At 69.1% G+C, this 19585-nt stretch carries 21 protein-coding genes; 13 read left to right on the top strand and 8 right to left on the bottom strand.

All coding sequences use genetic code 11. The features are described 5' to 3' along the window. Nucleotides 1-84: 84 nt before the first annotated feature. The 7 genes from FKO37_RS44350 to FKO37_RS44320 all read left to right on the top strand — a co-directional run bounded on the left by FKO37_RS44350 (nt 85) and on the right by FKO37_RS44320 (nt 7107). Complete coding sequence (locus FKO37_RS44350) at nt 85-1281, top strand: ROK family transcriptional regulator (protein ID WP_037816374.1); 1197 nt, start codon at nt 85-87, stop codon at nt 1279-1281. Between the two features lie 25 nt (nt 1282-1306). Beyond that, nucleotides 1307-2683: an extracellular solute-binding protein gene (locus FKO37_RS44345; RefSeq protein WP_043834947.1), complete on the top strand. Its 1377-nt coding sequence runs from the start codon at nt 1307-1309 to the stop codon at nt 2681-2683. Beyond that, nucleotides 2680-3669: a carbohydrate ABC transporter permease gene (locus tag FKO37_RS44340; RefSeq protein WP_037815791.1), complete on the top strand. Its 990-nt coding sequence runs from the start codon at nt 2680-2682 to the stop codon at nt 3667-3669. The genes FKO37_RS44345 and FKO37_RS44340 overlap by 4 nt, the downstream gene beginning before the upstream one ends. Beyond that, nucleotides 3666-4556, top strand: a complete 891-nt coding sequence (locus tag FKO37_RS44335) for a carbohydrate ABC transporter permease (RefSeq protein WP_037815788.1) — start codon at nt 3666-3668, stop codon at nt 4554-4556. The genes FKO37_RS44340 and FKO37_RS44335 overlap by 4 nt, the downstream gene beginning before the upstream one ends. Continuing rightward, entirely contained in the window at nt 4553-5818 is a 1266-nt protein-coding gene (locus FKO37_RS44330) for a 6-phospho-beta-glucosidase (protein WP_238608481.1), read from the top strand. Before FKO37_RS44335 ends, FKO37_RS44330 begins: the two co-directional genes overlap by 4 nt. Beyond that, entirely contained in the window at nt 5815-6795 is a 981-nt protein-coding gene (locus FKO37_RS44325) for an N-acetylglucosamine kinase (protein WP_238608480.1), read from the top strand. Before FKO37_RS44330 ends, FKO37_RS44325 begins: the two co-directional genes overlap by 4 nt. A 147-nt stretch (nt 6796-6942) precedes the next feature. After that, nucleotides 6943-7107 carry a hypothetical protein gene (locus FKO37_RS44320; RefSeq protein ID WP_304512235.1) on the top strand — a complete coding sequence of 55 codons (165 nt, stop codon included), beginning with the start codon at nt 6943-6945 and terminating at the stop codon, nt 7105-7107. Nucleotides 7108-7149: 42 nt separating this feature from the next. Here the strand turns inward: FKO37_RS44320 and FKO37_RS44315 are convergent, their stop codons facing one another. The 4 genes from FKO37_RS44315 to FKO37_RS44300 form a co-directional block, all read right to left on the bottom strand. Next, on the bottom strand, nt 7150-7659 hold the full coding sequence (locus FKO37_RS44315; RefSeq protein ID WP_238608479.1) for an SRPBCC domain-containing protein: 510 nt from the start codon (nt 7657-7659) through the stop codon (nt 7150-7152). Beyond that, the gene (locus FKO37_RS44310; protein WP_037816373.1) at nt 7656-7997 is read right to left on the bottom strand and encodes a helix-turn-helix transcriptional regulator; all 342 of its coding nucleotides are present in this window, start codon (nt 7995-7997) and stop codon (nt 7656-7658) included. The genes FKO37_RS44315 and FKO37_RS44310 overlap by 4 nt, the downstream gene beginning before the upstream one ends. A 94-nt stretch (nt 7998-8091) precedes the next feature. Next, nucleotides 8092-9459 carry a gluconate:H+ symporter gene (locus FKO37_RS44305; protein ID WP_037815783.1) on the bottom strand — a complete coding sequence of 456 codons (1368 nt, stop codon included), beginning with the start codon at nt 9457-9459 and terminating at the stop codon, nt 8092-8094. After that, on the bottom strand, nt 9456-9950 hold the full coding sequence (locus tag FKO37_RS44300; RefSeq protein WP_037815782.1) for a gluconokinase: 495 nt from the start codon (nt 9948-9950) through the stop codon (nt 9456-9458). The genes FKO37_RS44305 and FKO37_RS44300 overlap by 4 nt, the downstream gene beginning before the upstream one ends. Before the next feature lie 126 nt (nt 9951-10076). On the opposite strand from FKO37_RS44300, the gene FKO37_RS44295 reads away from it, so the two are divergent. Together FKO37_RS44295 and FKO37_RS44290 are read left to right on the top strand one after the other, a co-directional pair. Continuing rightward, a complete protein-coding gene (locus FKO37_RS44295) occupies nt 10077-10760 on the top strand; it encodes a FadR/GntR family transcriptional regulator (protein ID WP_238608660.1) in 684 nt (227 codons plus the stop codon). Between the two features lie 25 nt (nt 10761-10785). Further along, nucleotides 10786-11685: a cobalamin biosynthesis protein gene (locus tag FKO37_RS44290; protein WP_134669391.1), complete on the top strand. Its 900-nt coding sequence runs from the start codon at nt 10786-10788 to the stop codon at nt 11683-11685. A gap of 4 nt (nt 11686-11689) precedes the next feature. Here the strand turns inward: FKO37_RS44290 and FKO37_RS44285 are convergent, their stop codons facing one another. From FKO37_RS44285 to FKO37_RS44275, 3 genes are all read right to left on the bottom strand, one after another. Next, nucleotides 11690-12298, bottom strand: a complete 609-nt coding sequence (locus FKO37_RS44285) for an FMN-binding negative transcriptional regulator (protein WP_238608478.1) — start codon at nt 12296-12298, stop codon at nt 11690-11692. 67 nt (nt 12299-12365) lie between these two features. Continuing rightward, entirely contained in the window at nt 12366-13196 is an 831-nt protein-coding gene (locus FKO37_RS44280; RefSeq protein WP_037815776.1) for an SURF1 family protein, read from the bottom strand. 48 nt (nt 13197-13244) lie between these two features. Next, nucleotides 13245-13706, bottom strand: coding sequence for a low molecular weight protein-tyrosine-phosphatase (locus FKO37_RS44275; RefSeq protein WP_238608477.1), 462 nt, complete (start codon nt 13704-13706; stop codon nt 13245-13247). A 40-nt stretch (nt 13707-13746) separates the two neighbouring features. Here FKO37_RS44275 and FKO37_RS44270 point away from each other — a divergent pair, with 40 nt between their 5' ends. The 4 genes from FKO37_RS44270 to FKO37_RS44255 all read left to right on the top strand — a co-directional run bounded on the left by FKO37_RS44270 (nt 13747) and on the right by FKO37_RS44255 (nt 18387). Beyond that, nucleotides 13747-14565: a Nif3-like dinuclear metal center hexameric protein gene (locus FKO37_RS44270; RefSeq protein WP_037815773.1), complete on the top strand. Its 819-nt coding sequence runs from the start codon at nt 13747-13749 to the stop codon at nt 14563-14565. A 17-nt stretch (nt 14566-14582) separates the two neighbouring features. Then, nucleotides 14583-15320 carry a zinc ribbon domain-containing protein gene (locus FKO37_RS44265; protein ID WP_037815771.1) on the top strand — a complete coding sequence of 246 codons (738 nt, stop codon included), beginning with the start codon at nt 14583-14585 and terminating at the stop codon, nt 15318-15320. Beyond that, nucleotides 15317-16459, top strand: a complete 1143-nt coding sequence (locus FKO37_RS44260) for a bifunctional RNase H/acid phosphatase (protein ID WP_037815768.1) — start codon at nt 15317-15319, stop codon at nt 16457-16459. The genes FKO37_RS44265 and FKO37_RS44260 overlap by 4 nt, the downstream gene beginning before the upstream one ends. A gap of 182 nt (nt 16460-16641) precedes the next feature. Continuing rightward, nucleotides 16642-18387, top strand: a complete 1746-nt coding sequence (locus FKO37_RS44255; RefSeq protein ID WP_134669393.1) for a hypothetical protein — start codon at nt 16642-16644, stop codon at nt 18385-18387. Here the strand turns inward: FKO37_RS44255 and FKO37_RS44250 are convergent. Continuing rightward, the gene (locus FKO37_RS44250) at nt 18384-19562 is read right to left on the bottom strand and encodes an SLC13 family permease (protein ID WP_238608659.1); all 1179 of its coding nucleotides are present in this window, start codon (nt 19560-19562) and stop codon (nt 18384-18386) included. The two genes, FKO37_RS44255 and FKO37_RS44250, sit on opposite strands and share 4 nt — an antisense overlap. Between the last annotated feature and the right edge of the window lie 23 nt (nt 19563-19585).

Below are 19585 nucleotides of genomic sequence, written 5' to 3'. Positions count from 1 at the left end.
CTACAGTCCCGGAAAACCGTATGTAAAGTTTCCTAATAAAGGAGCAGCCAGGTGCGAGCCGGCAGTCCGCGAACGTTGCGCGAGATGAACGACCGCGCGGCGATCGAGGCGTTGCTGCGGAACGGGCCGCTCACGCGGGCCGAGCTGGAGGCCGCCATCGGGTTGTCCAAACCCGCTACCGCGCAGCTGCTCACCCGCCTTGAGCAGGACAATCTCGTCGGCAAAGCCGGGGAGCGCGCCGGCGGCGGACGCGGGCCCCGCGCCCAGCTGTGGGCGGTCAACGGCGCCCTCGCGCACGTCGCGGCCGTCGACCTCACCCCGCGGGTCGCGGACTTCGTGGTCGCCGACGTCGCCGGGGCCGTGCTCGCCGAGTACCGCGTGCAGCTTCCGGTGGCCGAGGACGCCGACGTCGTCGGCTCGTTCGGGCAGGCGCTGCGCCGGGTCACCAAGGCCGCGGGCATGCAGCTCGACGATCTGGCCAATGTGGTCATCGGGGCGCAGGGCGCGTTCGACCCGCGCACCGGATTGCTGTCCTCGGCGCCGCACATCCCGGGCTGGCTCGGGTTCAACGTGCCGAAGCGGCTGAGCGACGAACTCGGCGTGACGGTCAAGATCGAGAACGACGTAAACCTTGTCGCCGTTGAGGAAATGACCGTCGGCAATGCGCAGGACGTCGACGATTTCGTCCTGGTCTGGCTGTCCGAGGGCGTCGGCGGCGCGGTCGTCATCGGACGGCGGCTGCTGCGCGGCGCGACCGGTGGCGGCGGGGAGATCGACTGGATGCGCGTGCCCGATCCGGCCACTGTGGACACTGGCGACAGCTGGCCGTCGGCCGGAGCCCGGTACGGCAACCTGGTCGACTCGTCCGCGATCGTCCGGCTCGCCAAGGCGCACGGCATCTCCGCGGACAGCGGATGGGACGCCGTCACCCAGGCGCGACGCGTTGCCCACCAAGGGTTTCTGGACGATCTCGCGCGGCGCGTCGCCAGCGGGGTCGCCAGCCTCGTCGCGGTCGCCGACCCGCAGCTCATCCTGCTGTGCGGCGAGACCAGCCGCGCCGGCGGCGACGAGTTCGCCGGGATCGTCGCGGAAAAACTGCACGAACTTGTCCTGCCGCGCACGCCGGTCGGCGTCGCTTCGGTGCAGGGCAACGCGGTGCGCGCCGGTGCGTTGCAGTCCGCGCTCGCCACCGCCCGTGAGGACGTCTTCGGCGTCGTCACCCCCACGCTCCTCGGGCCGCGTCGGTCCGCCGGAGAGCAAGCCCCGTCCCCGACCGAGTAGACCCACCCGATGGACAGGAGGGTTCATGTCCGCTCCCACCCGCATCCGGGGTCTCGCGCGCAAGCGCGGATCCCTGGTGCTCAGCGCTCTCGCGGCGAGCACGCTGCTGGCGACCGCCGCGTGCGGCGCCGCCGCGCCCGCAGGCGGCGGCGACGCCGCGGCCCCGCCGAACAAGGACGACAAGCTCACCATCACCGTCTACAGCAAGTTCACCGACCGCGAGTACGGCGTGGTCACGAAGGCGCTGGACAAGCTCAAGGCGAAGTTCCCCAACATCACCATCAAGCACGAGGGGAACCAGGACGACGACAAGCTCACCCAGTCGATCCGCGGCGGCAACCCGCCGGACGTGGCGATCTCGTTCTACACCGACAACCTCGGCGCGTGGTGCTCGACCGGCAGCTTCCAGGACCTGAAGCCCTACATCGAGCGCGACAAGATCGACCTCGAGCAGATCCCGCAGGCGGTCCGCGACTACACGTCGTACCAGGGCAAGCGGTGCGCGATGCCGATGCTCGCCGACGTGTACGGATTCTTCTACAACAAGACGCAGTTCGCGGCCAAGGGCATCGCAGGCCCGCCGAAGAACACCACTGAACTGTTCGAGGACGTCAAGAAGCTCACCGAGTTCAACCCGGACGGTTCGATCAAGACCGCGGGCTTCCTGCCGTCGATGCCGTTCTACGCCAACCAGGCGCAGTACTGGGCGCCGAACTTCGGGGCCAAGTTCATGGGCCCGGACGGCAAATCGTCGCTCGCTTCCAGCCCCGGCTGGAAGGAGATGTTCCAGTTCCAGAAGAAGCTCATCGACTTCTACGGCGGGCACGAGAAGGTCGAGAAGTTCAAGGCCGGTCTCGGTGACGAATACTCGAAGGACAACGGTTTCCAGACCGGCAAGCTTTCGATGATCTACGACGGCGAATTCCGCACCGCGTTCATCAAGGACCAGGTGCCCTCGCTCGACTACGGCACCGCGCCCGCTCCGGTGCTCGACAGCCTGGCCGGCCAGTACGGCGGCGGGTTCGGCACCGGCACGATCATCGCGATCCCGAAGGGCGCGAAGAACCCCGGCGCGGCGTGGGAGCTGATCAAGCAGGCCTCGCTCGACACCGACACCCTCGTCGAGATGGCCAACGGCCTGAACAACGTGCCCAGCACGAAGGATTCGCTGAACTCGCCGAACCTGAAGATGCCGCCGCAGTTCAAGACCTTCACCGACATCTACAACAGCGGCAAGCTGGTCGCCAACCCGACGACGCCGATCGGCGACGCGTTCCTCAAGGCGGTCAACGACTTCGCCGAGAAGTGGCAGGCCGGGTCGGTGCCTGATCTGGACGCGGGCCTCAAGAAGGTCGACGCGCAGATCAACGACGAACTGGCGCAGAAGGGCGCCGGCGGATGACCACGCTGACCGCAGCGGAAACCGGAACCCCCTCCGCGCCGAACCAGGCGCGGCGGGGGTCTCCCCGGGCCAAGCGCAGGCGCACGGTGTTCTGGTTCATGGCGCCGGCGACCATCGGGTTCCTCATCTTCTTCGCCTACCCGCTCGGCGCGACGCTGTTCTACTCGTTCACCCGCTACGACCTGATCAACCCTCCGCAGTGGATCGGGTTCGACAACTACGTGCGCATGTTCACCAGCGAGCCGCTGGTGAAAACCGCCGCGTACAACACGTTGTGGCTGGTGATCATCCTGACCGTCTGCCGGGTGCTGTTCTCGCTCGGCGTCGCGTCGGTGATTTCGCGGCTGAAGTCGGGCGTCGGCATCGTCCGCACGCTCTGCTACCTGCCCGCGCTCGCCCCGCCCGCGGCCGCGACGCTCGCGTTCGTCTTCGTGTTCAACCCGGAATTCGGTCCGGTGAACCGGTTCCTGCGGTTCGTGGGCATCGACGGCGGATTGTGGTTCAACAGCCCGGAAATGTCGAAGCCCGCGCTGACCCTGCTCGCGCTGTGGGGTTCGGGCGAGCTGATGATCATCATCCTGGCCGCGTTGCTGGACGTCCCGCAGGAGCAGTACGAGGCCGCGGAACTCGACGGGGCCGGCCCGGTGCGCCGGTTCTGGCACGTGACGCTGCCGTCGATCTCTCCGGTGCTGCTGTTCGGCGTGGTCAACTCGATGATCTACGCACTGCAGTTCTTCACCCAAGCAATCGTCGCCGCGTCTGCTTCCGCGGGCACCGCGGACGTCGCGGGGAACTCGAAACTGATCGGTGCGCCGGAAAACTCGACGCTGACGTATCCGATCTGGCTGTACGTACAGGGTTTCCGGTACTTCAACATGGGTTACGCAGCCGCGATGGCCGTGCTGCTGTTCCTGGTCTCGGCCGGGTTCACGTGGATTTTGGTGCGGCAGATGCGTAAGACGCAACATCAGGAGGACGGAGCATGACGACGCTTTCGGCACCGCCGCGTCCGGCTCCTCCGGTGCATCCGCGGGAGAAGTTCAAGCGGCGCTGGGACAAGAAACTGTCCTTTGTGGCCACGCACGCGGTCGGCATCGCGCTCGGCGTGATCTTCATGCTGCCGCTGCTGTTCGTCTTCCTCACCTCGGTGATGAAGAGCGACCAGGCGATGACGTCGAGCCTGTGGCCCACCGAATGGCATTTCGAGAACTTCGTCGAGGTGTTCCGGAAGGCCCCGTTGCTGGAGTACTTCGGCAACAGCTTCCTGTATTCGGCGCTGGCGACGATCGGGGCGCTGGTCTCGGCGATCCCGGCGGCGTACGGGCTGGCGAAACTGCGGTGGCGCGGGCAGAACCTGTGCTTCATGCTCGTGGTGGTCGCGATGATGCTGCCGCCGCAGGTCACCGTCGTCCCGCTGTACGACCTGTGGGTGCGGCTCGGGTTCACCGGCACGCTGGTGCCGCTCATCGTGCCGTACTTCTTCTTCGACGCCTTCTCGATCTTCCTGCTGCGGCAGTTCTTCCTCACCATTCCGAAGGACTACCTGGAAGCGGCGAAGATCGACGGCTGCAACGAGTTCCGGGTGCTCACGCGGGTGCTGATCCCGATGGCGAAGCCGGGGATCGCGGCCACCGCGATGTTCTGCTTCCTGTTCACCTGGAACGACTATTTCGGCCCGCTGCTCTACACGGGCGAGAACAAAGACAACTGGCCGCTTTCACTGGCGATCGCGTCCTTCCGAGGCATGCACCACGTCGAATGGAACCTCACGATGGCCGCCACCGCGCTGATCATGCTGCCGGTGATCGTGCTGTTCGTGTTCGCGCAGAAGTCGTTCGTCAAGGGCATCACGTTCACGGGAGTCAAGGGATGAAACTGGCAGTGGTCGGCGGTGGGTCCACCTACACGCCGGAGCTGATCGACGGCATCGCCGGACGGCGGGCCTCGCTCGACGTCGACGAGATCGTGCTGATCGACCCGGACGCCTACCGGGTCGAGGCGGTCGGCGATTTCAGCCAGCGGCTGCTGAACCACGCGGGGCATTCGGCCCGCGTGCGCACGACGGCGAACCTGGAGGAAGGCGTCGACGGCGCGTCGGCGGTCCTCATCCAGCTGCGCGTCGGAGGTCAGAAGGCGCGCGCGTCGGACGAGACGTTCCCGCACCTGTGCGGTTGTGTCGGCCAGGAGACGACCGGCGCGGGCGGCCTCGCGAAGGCGCTGCGCACGGTGCCGGTGGTGCTCGACATCGCCGAGCGCGTGCGCAAGGTCGCCGGTGACGACACTTGGATCGTCAACTTCACCAACCCGGTCGGCATCGTCACCCGCGCGCTGTTGCAGGAAGGGCACCGTGCGGTCGGCCTGTGCAACGTCGCGATCAACCTGCAGCGCAAGTTCGCGAAGCTGCTCGGCGCTTCGACCGGCGACGTCAAGCTGGTCCACACTGGACTGAATCACCTGAGTTGGGAACGCGGCGTCCTGGTCGACGGCGTAGACCGGCTGCCGGAACTCCTTGCCCAGCACGCGGAACACCTCGGCGAGGAGGTCAGTGTTCCGGTCGAGTGGATGCAGCGGATGCAGGCCGTGCCGTCGTACTACCTCAAGTACTACTACTCGCACGACGCGCAGGTCGCGAAGCAGCAGACCGAGCGTCCGCGCGCCGAGGTGGTCAGCGATGTCGAGGAAGAACTGCTGAAGATCTACCTTGACCCGGAGCAGGTCACGAAGCCGGAATCGCTGGAGAAGCGCGGCGGTGCCTACTACTCGGAGGCAGCGGTGCAGCTCGTGCACGCGCTCACTTCGGGCGGTGCCGCCGAGGAACACGTGGTGAACGTCCGCAACAACGGCACGTTCGATTTCCTCCCGGACGACGCGGTGATCGAGGTTTCGTCCACTGTGGAATCGGCGGGCGCGACCCCGATTCCGCAGTCTCCGGTGGACCCGCGGTTCGCCGGGCTGATCGCCGGGGTCACGGCGTACGAGTACCTGGCTCTGGACGCCGCGATCAAGGGCGGCCGGGACCGGGTCGCGGACGCACTGCTCGCGCATCCGCTGGTCGGCCAGTACACCAAGGCGGACCAGCTCGCGGACGAACTCGTCGCACGCAACCGGGATTTCCTGCCCTGGGCGCGGGCATGAGCGACACCGTCGTCGCGATCGACGGGGGGAACAGCAAGACCGAGGTGCTGGTGGTTTCGCGGGACGGCGTCGTGCTCGGCGCTTCCCGCGGCCCCGGCGTTTCTCCCCAGCGGGTCGGAGTCGACGGATGCGTTGCCGCACTTGAGGAATTTGTCCAGGAAGCCCTCCGCTCCGGCGGCTTGCCCGCTGAACCGCCGTTCGCCGTGCATACCTCGGCGTACCTGGCGGGCCTCGACTTCCCTCGGGAAGAAGAGGCACTGCACAAGGCTTTGTCGGCGCGCGGGTGGAGTTCCACTTTGGACGTCGGCAACGACGTGCTCGCGCTGCTGAGAGCGGGAAGCTCCGACGGCACCGGCGTGGCAGTGGTGTGCGGTGCCGGGATCAACGGCGCCGGCTTCGCCCCGGACGGCCGGTCCTACCGATTCCCCGCGCTAGGCAAGGTTTCCGGCGACTGGGGCGGCGGCTACCGGCTAGGTGAGGAAGCCCTGTGGTGGGCTGTCCGCGCCGAGGACGGTCGTGGTCCGCGAACTGCGCTGGAATCTGCGGTCGCGGAGTATTACGGTGCCTCGACGCTGCTGGATGTGGTGCAGGGATTGCACTTCGAGGAGATTGACGCCGCCTCGATCCACGGCCTCTGCCCGCTGCTGTTCGAGGTGGCCGCGGCCGGCGACGAGGTCGCGCAGGACGTGGTGACGCGGTTCGCCGAGGAAGTGAGCCTGCTGGTGGCCGCGATCATGCGCCGCCTGGACCTCACGACGTCGGCCCCCGAGGTCATCCTCGGCGGCGGAGTGCTGACTGGCGTCGGCGCGTCCGTGATCGCGGACATCGAACGCCGCTGCCTGAAAGTGGCACCGCGGGCGCAGGTGCGCGTGGTGGAGGTGAACCCGGTGGTCGGTGCCGCGCTGTTCGGTTTGGACAAGCTCGGGGCTTCCGACGACGCGAAGGCTGCGTTGAAGGCCGCGACGCAACGGGCGTGAGTTTTGGGGTGGCTGCCCGAAAGCAGCCACCCCGCCCTCGTCTCAGGCGGTGAGGTTCTTGCCCGTCTCCAGGACGGACTTCAGGTCGGACAGCACCCACGCCCAGCCGCCGCCTGCGTTCTCGCCCGGGCCGGCGTTGATGTCTTCGTGCTGACCGGACACGAGCGCCGCTGCCTGAAGGTGGCCCCGCGGGCGCAGGTGCGGGTGGTGGAGGTGAACCCGGTGGTCGGTGCCGCGCTGTTCGGTTTGGACAAGCTCGGGGCGACCGACTCTGCGAAAGCCGCGCTGAAGGCCGCGACGCAACGCGTGTGAGAAATGGGGTGGCTGCCCGAAAGCAGCCACCCCGAACTCGCGTCAGGCCGTGAGGTTCTTCCCCGTCTCGAGCACGGACTTCAGGTCGGACAACACCCACGCCCAGCCGCCGCCTGCGTTCTCGCCCGGGCCGGCGTTGATGTCCTCGTGCTGACCGGACACGAGCGCCGCGTGGTTCGGCGCGCCGGTGACGTCGTGGGTGACGGTGAGCCGGGTGCCCGCGGTCTGGGTTTCCTCGATGTCGTAGGTGAGCGTGGTGTACGGCTCGGCCACGAGGCTCGGGTCCATCTGCAGTTTCCAGGTGATCACCAGCTTGCGCGGCGGATCGACCTCGAGCACTTCGCCGTCGAGAAGATCGTTGGTGACACCCAAATCGATGAACTCCTGAGTCGGCCTGGCGCGGTGCTTGCCGCCGCGCCTGAGGTCGAACTCGGCCAGGCCGGTGTAGCCGTACTTCGCGGTCCATTCCGGCTTGGTGACGGCGTCCCACACCGCCTGCGGGGAGGCCTTGATGTAGACGCGGTTGACCAGCACAGTCGTGGTGTCGCTCATGGTCCGGGCTCCTTCTGGGATTCTTCGGCTTCGAGCTGGGCCTTGAGGTCCAGCAGCGCCGCGGTGTGGTGTGCGGTGTACTTGTCGATCCAGCGGTCGTGGATCTGGCGGATCGGGACCGGGTTCAGGAAATGCCGCTTCTCCCGGCCCTCCTTGCGCGAGACGACCAGCTCGGCCTCCTCGAGCAGCTTGAGGTGTTTCATCACCCCGAACCGGGTCATGTCCACTTCGGACTCCAGCTCGGTGAGCGTGCGGCCGTCGCGCTCGTAGAGCAGGTCGAGCAGGAACCGGCGGGTCGGATCCGCCAGAGCCTTGAAAACCAGGTCCTCGTCGGGCACGCACCGAGAATAGGTGACCAAAAGGTCACATGTCAACCAGAAGAACGGCCGCTGGGCTTCCAACGAGGGAAACCCAGCGGCCGGAGGGGGAGCGCTAAAGCAACGCGCCCAGCGGCAGGATCAACGCGATCGCCACCACCGAGATCACCGTTTCCATCACCGACCAGCTCTTCAGCGTCTGGCCGACCGACATCCCGAAGTACTCCTTGACCAGCCAGAACCCGGCGTCGTTCAGGTGCGAGAAGAAGAGCGACCCGGCGCCGATGGCCAGCACCAGCAGTGCGTTGTGCGTCGGGTCCAGCGTCGCGGCCAGCGGGGCGACGATGCCCGCCGCGGAGACGGTCGCGACCGTGGCCGAGCCCGTCGCCAGGCGGATCGCCACCGCGACCAGCCAGCCGAGCAGCAGCGGGGACAGGTCCGCGCCCTTGGAGAGGCTGGTGATCACGTCGCCGACCCCGGCGTCCACGAGGGTCTGCTTGAACCCGCCGCCCGCGGCCACGATCAGCACGATCCCGGCGATCGGGCCGAGGGAGTCGCCGATGATCGACGAGAGACGTTCCCGGTTCAGCCGTGCCGGGCGGCCCAGCACGACCATGCCGACGAGGACCGCCAGCAGCAGCGCGACGAGCGGGTCGCCGATGAAGTCCAGGACCCGGCGCGCCGGGTTTCCCTTGTCCGCCAAGATGTCCGCCAGCGCCTTGGCCAGCATCAGGACCACCGGCAGCAGTACCGTGGCCAGCGTCGCGAAGAAGCTCGGGCGGTGCTTTTCGTCGGTGCCCTCGGATTCGGGGACCAGTCGGGCGGGCGGAGCGGCGTCGGGCACCATCTTGGCGGCGAGACGGCCGAACAGCGGGCCGGCGATGATCACCGTGGGAATGCCGACCAGCAGGCCGAGCCCCAGGGTGAGGCCGACGTTGGCGTTCAGCGATCCGGCGGCGGCCAGCGGGCCGGGGTGCGGCGGGATCAGGCCGTGCAGCACCGACAGGCCGGCCAGCGCCGGGATTCCCAGCAGCAGCACCGGTTTCCCGCTGCGCTTGGCGACCAGCAGCACCACCGGGATCAGCATCACGAGGCCGATCTCGAAGAACATCGGCAACCCGATCAGCGCGGCGACCAGCGCCATCGCCCACGGCAGCCCCGGACCGCGGACCCGGCCGAGCACGGTGTCGACGATCCGGTCCGCGCCGCCGGAGTCGGCGAGCAGTTTGCCCAGCATCGCCCCGAACGCGATCAGCACGCCGACGGACGCGACGGTGCTGCCGACACCGTTCGTGAAGCTCTTCAGCAGTTTGTCGATCGGCATCCCGGCGACCAGGCCGAGCACGCCGGAGCCCAGCGTGAGCGCGAGCAGCGGATGCAGTTTCACCTTGCTGATCAGCACCACGATCACGGCGATGGCGAGCACCGTGGCGACGATCAGGCGGGTGTCGTGGCCGGTCCAGCCGGCGGCGAGGGCGGTCATGCGCGCTCCTGGAACGCTTTCAGCGCCGACGCGACGAGGTCGGCGGGCGGGCGGCTGATGTCGAAGGTCGCTCCCGGCTCGTCCGCTTCCAGCGGTTCGAGGTCGGCGAGCTGGGAATCGAGCAGCGAGACCGGCATGAAGTGGCCGCTGCGGGTCTTCATCCGCTCGGCGAGCAGGTCGCGTGAGCCCTGCAGATGCAGGAACCACACGTCCCCGCCGCCGCGCAGCACGTCGCGGTAGCGCCGTTTCAGCGCGGACGAGCTGACCACGGCGCCGTTTTCGTGATGCTTGCCGATCCACTCCGCGATCGCGGCGAGCCACGGTGCCCGGTCCTCGTCGTTCAGCGGATGCCCGGCGGTCATCTTCTCGATGTTCGCTCGCGGGTGGAAGGTGTCTGCCTCGGCGTACACGGTCCCGAGTTCCTTCGCGAGCGCCGTGCCGACTGTCGTCTTGCCCGAGCCCGATACGCCCATCACCACGATGACCGTCATGCGCACCTCCCACGTCTTTGTGCCCTGGAGAGTCAAACTCAAAAGTACTACTTAATCAAGAAGAAGTAGTACTTAATCGAGTCAGAGGGTTAGGTTGAGCCGGTGGGGAATGATCGGCACGAGGACATGCTCGACGAGCTCGGCGCGGCCATCGCGAGCGGCGAGCTGGCTCCGGGCGCGGTGCTGCGCTCGGAGGAGCTGCAGGAGCGGTACGGGGCGTCGCGGACGGTCGCCCGCGAGGTGGTCCGGGTCCTCGAGACGATGGGGTTGACCAGCAGCCGCCGCCGCGTCGGGGTCACCGTCCGCGAGCCGGCCGAGTGGAACCACTATGACCCGAGGCTGATCCGCTGGCAGCTCGACGGAGCCGACCGGCCGACCGCGCTGCGCACGCTGACCGAGCTGCGTTCGGCCGTCGAACCGTGCGCCGCGCGGTTCGCCGCGCTCCGGGCGACCCCGGAGGAACGCGGACGGCTGCGCGCGCTGGCGGTGCATCTCCAGCGCACGGCGCGGGCCCGCGACCTGGACGCCTTCCTCGGCCACGACGTCGCTTTCCACGATCTGCTGCTGTCCGCGTCGCGGAATCCGATGTTCGCGCAGCTGTCCTCAGTGGTCGCCGAAGTGCTCGCCGGCCGCACCGGGCACGGCCTGATGCCGGACGAACCGCAGCCCGAGGCGGTCGCGCTGCACGTCGAGGTCGCCGAAGCGATCGACTTCGCCGACGCGGCTCGCGCCGAACGCGCGATGCGCGACATCGTGGAGCAGGCACGCGAGGAAATCGCCGCCGCGGTGTCGAGTAATCTCGGCGACTGAATCGTCCACGTTCGGGGGGCTACAGGTGAGCGCGGCGCGCGCGATCGGCTTGATTCTCGGTTTGGCCGCAGACGGGGCACTCGGCGACCCGCGGCGACGTCCGCCGGTCACCGCCTTCCGGCAGGTCGTCGCCGCCACGGGGGCGCGACGCGCGGCAGGCTTGGGAATCGCGGGCGCGGCAGTCGCGGCCGGAGTGCTGGTCGAGCGGACCGGCCGCCGCAGCCCGGTGCTGCAAGCGACGACCACGGCAGTGGCGACCTGGGCGGTCGTCGGCGCGGCCGGGCTGGCGACGCAGGGCACGGAGCTCGCTCGCGATCTCGAGGAAGGCCGTCTCGAACCCGCGCGCGACACACTGTCCGAACTGGACCCGCGCGTCACGGACAGCCTCAGCACGATCGGGCTTTCCCGTGCGTCGGTGGAAACTCTGGCCGAGAACACGTCCGAAGTGGTCGTCACGCCGCTGCTGTGGGGCGCGGTCGCGGGCGTGCCCGGGCTGCTCGCGGCGCGGACGATCGGCTTGCTGCGCCGGCTGCTTCCCGGGCACTGGGTCCTCGACCGGCTCGACGAACTCGTGCACCTTCTGCCGACCCGGGTGGCGGCTGCGTTGACGGTTCTCGGCGCGCCGGTCGTCGGTGGTTCGGCGGGCGGCGCGTGGCGGGCTTGGCGGCGCGACACGATCGCGCATCCGAGCCCGAACGCGGGCCGGGTGGAGGCGGCTTTCGCCGGTGCGCTGGAGATTCGCGTCGGCGGGCGGACCGAGTACCCGCAAGGGGTCGTGGAGCTGCCGGTGCTCGGGGTCGGCCGGAATCCGGACGCCGGGCACGTGACGCGCGCGGTGGAGCTGTCCCGGGTGGTCGGCTGGCTGGCCGCGGGAACGTCGGTGCTCGTGGCGGTACTGACCGGGGTGCGCCGCCGAAACCCTTGAGCTGTCAGGGTTTCAGGTGCGCGATGGCTTCCGCGTCGTTGAAACCGTCCCGTTCGGACAGCAGTGCGCCGATCCGCTGCCGGTCTTCGGATTTCTTGTTCCCGCCGTACTTGAACTTGGCCCGCACCTCGGTCACCGTCAGCTCGATGCCGCGAATCCCGGGCAGCAGCCGCCGATCCGGAGCGTCCACAGCGGACACTGGGGTGCGCTTGCCGTCCGGTTCGAAATGCGCCAGCTGGTGGTTCAGCAGCGCTGCCTTCTCCTCGGGATCGTCGATGACCCGGACGTCGCAGCCCAGCTGCACGCTGGCGTAGTACGAAGTCGGCACGCCGAGCGCGGGATCGTCGGCGGTGTTCCAGTCCGAGCGGATGTAGGTGTAGTCACCGGTCGCCGTCAGCAGCGCGCGCGGGTGTTCCTCCAGCAGCGGCCACACCGGGTTCGGCCGGGCGAGGTGCAGGCGGACGGTCGCGTCGCCGTCGAAGACGAAGTGCGTCGGCACCACTACGGGGAGATCGCGGCCGCGGCCGCCGGCGACCAATTCGCCGAAATCGTGTCCGGCGAGCCATTCCCGCCATTCGTTCTCGTCCGCGGCGTCCCAGGGGTGGATCAGCATGCCGTCAGTATCAGCGCCGCAAGTGGCCCCGACAAAGAGCCATTTTCCCGAGAAACGACCAGGCCACTTAGGCGGTCGGCGTGTACTCGTCCTCGTCTTCGGCGAGCATCTCCGCGACGGACTTGCGCCGGCCGCGCTGCGGGCGCTCGGTCGTCAGCGCGCCGCCCGGACGCAGTTCGCGGATCGTAAAATACAGCCAGCCCAGCAACGCCATCGTGCCGAACGCCAGCCACTGCAGCGCGTACGAGAAGTACGGGCCCGATTCGAGCTGCGGCAGCGGCAGCGGGCTGAGCACGCCGGGCTGGTTCTGGTCGAGCTGGAAGTACCCGGGCCGGATCGTGAGGCCGGAAGACTTCGCCACCACGCGCGAGTCGACGGTGTAGCTCTGCAGCTTCCCGTTCGTCGACGCGTCGGCGAACGCGTCGCGGTTCTTCGGGTCCGTCTCGTCGCTTCGCACGCGCGCGACGACCGTCACCTGCCCGCCCGGCGCCGCCGCGTACGGAAGCACGCCGGAGTCACTGCTGAGCCCCACGTAGCCGCGGTCGATCAGGTACACAGTGCCGTCGGTGGCGCGAAGCGGCGTGAGGACCTCGTACGCGCCTTGGCCCTGCACAGTGCGCAGCCGCGCGACAACCTCGGCCGAAGGCAGGTATGTGCCGGTGATCGTCACGAGGTGCCACTCGGTGTTCTTGTCCGGCTTCGTCCCGGGCGGCAACAGCTGCGCCGCGGGCGCCGGTTTCGCGGTGAACGACGTGGTCAGCGCGTTGTTCTGGGTGACCTGCTCGTTGTCGCGGCGGAACTGCCACGGGGCCAGCAGCGTGTAACAGCAGATGGCGAAGGTGAACACCACCACTGTCAACGCCAGCCATCCCGGCCGGAGCAGAAACCGCAACCGCACCCCTCTACGGTAGGCCGTCGCGTTCCGTGCGCGCACCCGGACCGGACGTCACGCCTGTTCGCGGACCCAGTCGAGCAGTCCCGGCACGCTCCGCTCGATCATCCCGAGCACGTCGTCGAAGCCGTCGTCGCCGCCGTAATACGGGTCCGGCACCTCGGCGCCCTCCGGGGCGGACGGGTCGAACGAACGCAGCAACCGCACCCGCGAAGGGTCCTCGACGCGCGACTGCAGGAAGCCCAGGTGGCTCTCGTCGGCGGCGAGCAGCAGATCGGCTTCGAGGTCTTCGTCGCTGACCTCGGCCGCGATGTGCTGGGTGGGGTAGCCGTGCGCCTTCAACGTGGCGCGCGCCCGCCGGTCGGCCGCCTCGCCGACGTGCCACGGACCGGTGCCCGCGCTGGACACGCGCACGGCGTCCGAGAGACCCGCGTCGGCGAGCTTCTTGCGGAAGACGAGCTCCGCCATGGGGGACCGGCAGATGTTCCCGGAGCAGACAAACACCAGCTTGGGCATGGTCCGCAGTCTTCCAGAGCGACCGTGCGAGGATCCCCGGGTGCCTGCATTAGCCGAGATCATCGCCGTCCTCGAACGCAGTTACCCGCCCCGGCTGGCGGAAAGCTGGGACGCGGTCGGGCTCGTCTGCGGAGACCCGGCCGAGGACGTCCGCCGCGTGCTCTTCTGCGTCGACCCGGTCGAGGAGACGCTTGCCGAGGCCGAGGAGATCGGCGCGCAGTTGATCGTCGCGCACCATCCGCTGCTGTTGCGCGGCGTGCACGGCGTCCCCGCCGACACCGCCAAGGGCTCGCTCGTGCACCGCATGATCCGCGGCGGCATCGCGCTCTACTGCGCGCACACCAACGCCGACTCGGCCGACCCCGGCGTGTCCGACGCGCTCGCGCAAGCCATCGGCCTCGAGGTCGACCGGCCGCTGGACCCGCACGAACCCGGCGGCGCCACCGGGATCGGCCGCATCGGGCACCTGCCCGCCGCGGAACCGTTCGCGCAGTTCGTCCAGCGGGTCGCCGACGCGTTGCCGGCCACCGTGCCCGGCGTGCTCGGCGCTGGAGATTCGGACCGGCTGATCCGCACGGTCGCGGTGTCGGGCGGCGCGGGCGACTCGTATTTGGCGAAGGCGACGGCCGAGGGTGTCGACGCGTACGTGACCGCGGATTTGCGCCACCATCCCGCCGGCGAACACCTCGCGTCCGCCGGAACCGTGCCCGCGCTGGTCGGCTTGACGCACTGGGCCAGCGAGTGGCCGTGGTGCGGACAGGCCTCGGCCCTTGTCGGCGCGGCCTTTGCGGGTACCGTCGAAGCTCACGTCTCCACGCGGTGCACCGACCCGTGGACCATCCGCGCTACCGCCCAGTAACTAAATCAGGGAGCACAGTGAAGGCCGACCCCGCCGTCCAGCGTCAGCTGCTCGAACTCGCGAAGGTGGACGCCGAGCTTTCGCGCGTCGCGCACCGCCGCCGCACTCTGCCCGAGCTCGCCGAGATCGAGGCCGGGGAGAAGACCGTCCGGGAGAAACGCGACGCGCTGGTGTCCGTCGAGACCGCGACGTCCGACCTCGACCGGGAGATCGCCCGGCAGGAGAAAGAGGTCGAATCGGTCCGGGCGCGCGAGGACCGCGACCGCAAGCTGATGGAATCCGGTTCGGTCGGGGCCAAGCAGATGACCGACATCGAGCACGAACTGCAGACGCTCGGCCGCCGCAAGGGCGCGCTCGAGGACGACCTGCTGGAGCTGATGGAGCAGCGCGAGGCGCTGGGCCTGGACGCGCAGCGCACGAGCGCCGAGGTCGACAAGGCGACGCAGGCGGTCGAGGCCGCCGCGGCCCGCCGCGACGAGGCGTTCAAGGACCTCGACACCACCGAGGCCCGGCGCAAGGAGGACCGCGCGAAGCTGCTGCCGCGGTTCCCGGAGCCGCTGCTCAAGCTGTACACCCGCGTCTACGACCACAAGGGCATCGGCGCGGCGCTGCTGCGGGCCCGCCGGTGCGGCGCCTGCCAGCTCGAACTCGACCGCAACACCATCTCCGAGATCAAGGCCGCGGCCGAGGACAGCGTCGTGCAGTGCGACAACTGCGGCGCGATCCTGGTCCGCACGCTGGAGTCGGGGCTGTGACCGAACGGGCGATCGTCGAGGCCGACGGCGGGTCCCGGGGCAACCCGGGCCCGGCGGGCTACGGCGCGGTCGTGAAGGACGCGGCGACCGGCGAGGTGCTCGCCGAACGCCACGAATACCTCGGCATCGCGACGAACAACGTCGCGGAGTACTCCGGGCTCGTCGCCGGGCTCGCCGCGGCCGCCGAACTCGGAGTGTCCATTGTGGACGTCCGGATGGATTCGAAGCTCGTGGTCGAGCAGATGTCCGGGCGCTGGAAGATCAAGCACGCCGCGCTGCAGCCGCTCGCCGCGCAGGCGCGCGAGATCGCGGCGGGTTTCGAGCGGGTCGGCTACACCTGGATCCCGCGCGCGGAGAACTCGCACGCGGACCGGCTCGCGAACGTCGCCATGGACAGCGCCGGGTCCGGCGCGACCTCGCCCGCGCCGGTCGCCGAGACGCGGCCCCGGGCGAAGGTCACCGAACCGGACCGGGTGTCCCCGGCGGGCTGGACCGGCGCCCGCGGCACGCCCACCAAACTGCTCCTGCTGCGCCACGGCCAGACCGAGATGTCGGTCGACCGCCGTTACTCCGGGCGCGGCGACGTCCCGCTCACCGAGCACGGCCGGGGCCAGGCCGCCGCGGCCGCCAAACGGCTGGCCGCGATGCCCGGTCTGATCGGCGAGGACGGCGAACCGGCACCGATCGTTTCGTCGCCGCTGATCCGCACCAAGCAGACCGCGCAGGCCGTCGTCGACGCGCTCGGCGGCCGGGTCGAAACCCACCCCGGGCTCATCGAGACCGACTTCGGCGAATGGGAGGGCCTCACCTTCGGCGAGGCCGCCCAGCGGGACCCGGAACTGCACCGCTGCTGGCTGAGCGATTCCTCCTGCCCGCCGCCCGGCGGCGAGAGCTTCGACGCGGTCCACGAGCGGGTCGGCAAGGCACGCCGCGACCTGGTCGAGCAGTACGACGGGCGCACGGTGCTCGTGGTCAGCCACGTGACGCCGATCAAGACCCTGCTGCGGATGGGGCTCGACGCCGGGCCGTCGCTGCTGTTCCGGCTGCACCTCGACCTGGCGTCGCTGTCGATCGTCGAGTTCTACCCGGACGGCAACGCCTCGGTCCGGTTGGTGAACGACATCTCGCATCTGTCCTGAACCGGACAAATGTGAGGCAGGTCACGGTCGGGGATGACGTGTGAAACGCCCCCGATGAGGTATTGGCTAGAGTGCGGTGTCGACCGCGGCGCCGCGGCGCAGGTCCCGGCCGGGACTTCAAGGGGGGCGCAGGCTCGTGCGTTTCTTCGGCAGCATCCGCAAGTGGAAACAGTGACGAGGACATGACGGCTAGCGCACTCACCGCAGTATCCGAGCCCGACCTGCCGGGGGAGAAGACGACCGACCCGCCCGCGCGGTTCAAGCTCAGCTGGCTGGCGTCGACGCTGGCGGTGCTGGCCGGCGTGGCCGCGGTCGCGTGGCACGCCACCCGCTACGGGCACTGGATCGTCGACGACGCGGCCATCACGTTCTCCTACTCGCGCAGCGTCGCCGAAGGCCTCGGCCCGGTGCTGGCCCCGGGCGCGCCGCCGGTGGAGGGCTTCTCCGACCCGACCTGGATGATCCTGCTCGCGCTGGGCAAGGTCGTCGGCCTGTTCGACAAGGGCCTGCTGTTCGGCATCCCGGACTACGTGCTGTTCCCCAAGCTGCTCGGCCTGTTCTTCGCCGCGGGCATCCTGGTGCTGTGCCACCTGGTGGCCCGCCAGGTGTTCCGCAGGCACGCGTGGGCGATCACGCTGGCTACCGGTCTCGCGCTGGCGGCGATCCCGTCGTTCGTGATCTGGGTGGTCTCCGGCCTCGAGAACTCGCTGTTCGCGTTCTTCACCACCGCGCTGGCCGCGCTGCTGTTCACCGCGCTGCGCAAGGAAAACTCGCTGTCGTTCAAGGTCGCGATCGTCGCCGGCGTGCTCGTCGCCGCGGCCGCGCTGACCCGGCCGGAAGGCCTGATCTACGCCAGCGCGTACCCGATCGTCCTGCTGTTCGGCGTGAAGCGCGAAGGATTCTGGCCCAGCTTCCGGTCCGCGCTGGTGTCCATCGCGGCCTTCGCCGTGCTGTTCGGCGGCTACGTCGTCTGGCGCTACACGGAATTCCACCGGCTGCTGGCCAACCCGTCGGTCGCCAAGAAGCAGGGCCTGCCGACGTTCGCCTCGCTCATCCGGCCGCACCAACTGGTGGAGTACGCGGGCATCGCGCTGACGCTCGTGCTGGTCGCCGTGGTCGTGTGGGCGCTGCTCAAGGCTTCGTGGCGGCGTCCGCTGATCGGGCTGGTCACGCCGCTCGTGCTCGGCGTGATCGCGTACGGCGTGATGGTCCCGGACTGGATGGCCCAGTACCGCTTCGCGACGCCGGTGTGGGTCCTTGGCGCGTTGTGCGGCGTCATGGCCTTCGCCGAGCTGCTGCGTTCCCTGCCGAAGGTGCCGCTGAAGGCGGTCGCTGCCCTCGTGCTGGTGGCCGCGGCGGTCCCGTCGGCGATCGGCTTCGTGCACCACGACGAGGAATTCGTCAAAAGCCCGACCGTGCCGGCGTGCCTGATCGCCGACCGCTTCGGCCGCGGCTTCAACACGTACGCGGACATGCTCGGCCTCCAGCACGCGTCGCTGCTGCTGCCGGACCTCGGCGGCTCGTCGATGACCAGCCGGCTCGAACTGGTCGACATGGCCGGACTCGTGAACGCCCCGATCGCGGACCTCACGCACAAGGAAGACATCGCCGGCCTGCGCGACTACGTGTTCGACACGGTCAAGCCGACCTTCATCCACTCGTGGGGCCCGTGGGCGGACGGCAACGAGATCAGCATCGACCCGCGCATCGACCGCGACTACGTCCCGATCCTCGTGTACCCCGGCCCGGGCAAACGCCAGGGCGACTTCGTCCGCAAGGACGCGGTAACCGACCCGGCGAAGCTCGCGGCGGTTCAGCACTACGCACAGGTGACGATGATGTCGGTCGAGGCACAGCGATTCGGCAACGGCCTCGAGGACTGCGGCCCGACGTTGTCGCGGGGGAGCACGATCCCGCCTCGGGGTTAGAGGACCAGCCATAGTGCGCACGTCGCCGCAGCCAACGACAGCGGCGTCGTGAGCGCGCCAAGCTTCAGGAACTCCCCCACCGGCGGATGCTCCCCGTGCCGGACCACCACCCGTCGCCACAGCAGCGTCGCCAGTGAACCGAGGTACGTCGCGTTCGGGCCGATGTTCACGCCCAGCAGCACGGCGAGCAGCACGCCCTGATTCGGGTGCGGGCCGAGCACGGACAGCAGGATCAGCGTCGCGGGCAGGTTGTTGACGACGTTCGCCAGCAAAGCCGCGACGCCCGCGGCGAGGAGCAGCTCGGGCAGCCCGGCGGTCGTCGGCAGCAGAGTGCGCAGCAGGCCGCCGAGGACGTGTTCGTCGACCGCTTCCACCACCACCGCCAGGGCGAGCACGAAGAGCACCAGCAGCGGAGACGCTTCAGCGATCACCTGCCAAGGCCGGATCTTCCGCTCCGCCAACGCTTTCGCGGCCAGGACGAGTGCGGTCAGCGCGGCGATCCAGACCGGTTCGACGTGCACCAGCTGTCCGGTGGCGAAGCCGACCAGCATGACCGCCAGCACGACCAGGGTGAAGACTGGCGCTTCCCGATGTTCGGGTTGCCGGGTGCTGGCCGGTTCGCGGAGGTCCTTGCGGAAGAACCAGGCGAACGCAGCCAACTCCACGGCGAGCGTGACCAGCCAGGGCAACGCCATCAGCGCGGTAAAACCGGCGAAGGTGAGGCCGGAAGCGGTGAAAGCGAGCAGGTTCGTCAGGTTCGAGACAGGGAACAGCGTGGACGCCGAGTTGGCCAGGTGCGCGCACGCGTAGACATGCGGTCGCGCGGTGAGTTTCAGTTCGGCCGCAGTGGCGAGGACGACCGGGGTCAGCAGGACGACGGTGGCGTCAAGGCTGAGCACGGCGGTGACGATCGCTGCCGCGGCGAAGGTGAGCAGCAGGAGCCGAGGTTGCCGGCCGCGGCAGATTTCGGCTAGTTCGGCGCCGAGCCAGGTGAAGACGCCTTCCGCCGCGGCGAGGTGGCTGACCAGCAGGATCGCTGCGAGAAAGCCCATCGTCGGCAGCATCTGGACGACCCGTTCGCCCGCTTCGTGCGGCGAAGTCAGGCCGAGCGCGAGGACGACACCGGCGGCGGGGACCGCGAAGACAGCTTCCGGCAGGCCGCGCGGACGCGCCATGGCGAACCAGAGCGTTCCGGCCA

This window comes from Amycolatopsis sp. Poz14, from assembly GCF_006704225.1.
GTDB classification, from domain to species: domain Bacteria; phylum Actinomycetota; class Actinomycetes; order Mycobacteriales; family Pseudonocardiaceae; genus Amycolatopsis; species Amycolatopsis nivea.
Note: the sequence above shows the minus strand (reverse complement) of the source record. Positions and strands in the feature narration are given on the sequence as shown.

Coding starts and splice junctions, on each gene's coding strand:
- FKO37_RS44350 (WP_037816374.1), top strand. CDS start 85: ATGAACGACCGCGCGGCGATCGAGGCGTTGCTGCGGAACGGGCCGCTC.
- FKO37_RS44345 (WP_043834947.1), top strand. CDS start 1,307: ATGTCCGCTCCCACCCGCATCCGGGGTCTCGCGCGCAAGCGCGGATCC.
- FKO37_RS44340 (WP_037815791.1), top strand. CDS start 2,680: ATGACCACGCTGACCGCAGCGGAAACCGGAACCCCCTCCGCGCCGAAC.
- FKO37_RS44335 (WP_037815788.1), top strand. CDS start 3,666: ATGACGACGCTTTCGGCACCGCCGCGTCCGGCTCCTCCGGTGCATCCG.
- FKO37_RS44330 (WP_238608481.1), top strand. CDS start 4,553: ATGAAACTGGCAGTGGTCGGCGGTGGGTCCACCTACACGCCGGAGCTG.
- FKO37_RS44325 (WP_238608480.1), top strand. CDS start 5,815: ATGAGCGACACCGTCGTCGCGATCGACGGGGGGAACAGCAAGACCGAG.
- FKO37_RS44315 (WP_238608479.1), bottom strand. CDS start 7,659: ATGAGCGACACCACGACTGTGCTGGTCAACCGCGTCTACATCAAGGCC.
- FKO37_RS44305 (WP_037815783.1), bottom strand. CDS start 9,459: ATGACCGCCCTCGCCGCCGGCTGGACCGGCCACGACACCCGCCTGATC.
- FKO37_RS44300 (WP_037815782.1), bottom strand. CDS start 9,950: ATGACGGTCATCGTGGTGATGGGCGTATCGGGCTCGGGCAAGACGACA.
- FKO37_RS44295 (WP_238608660.1), top strand. CDS start 10,077: ATGCTCGACGAGCTCGGCGCGGCCATCGCGAGCGGCGAGCTGGCTCCG.
- FKO37_RS44285 (WP_238608478.1), bottom strand. CDS start 12,298: ATGCTGATCCACCCCTGGGACGCCGCGGACGAGAACGAATGGCGGGAA.
- FKO37_RS44275 (WP_238608477.1), bottom strand. CDS start 13,706: ATGCCCAAGCTGGTGTTTGTCTGCTCCGGGAACATCTGCCGGTCCCCC.
- FKO37_RS44255 (WP_134669393.1), top strand. CDS start 16,642: ATGACGGCTAGCGCACTCACCGCAGTATCCGAGCCCGACCTGCCGGGG.
- FKO37_RS44250 (WP_238608659.1), bottom strand. CDS start 19,562: ATGGCGCGTCCGCGCGGCCTGCCGGAAGCTGTCTTCGCGGTCCCCGCC.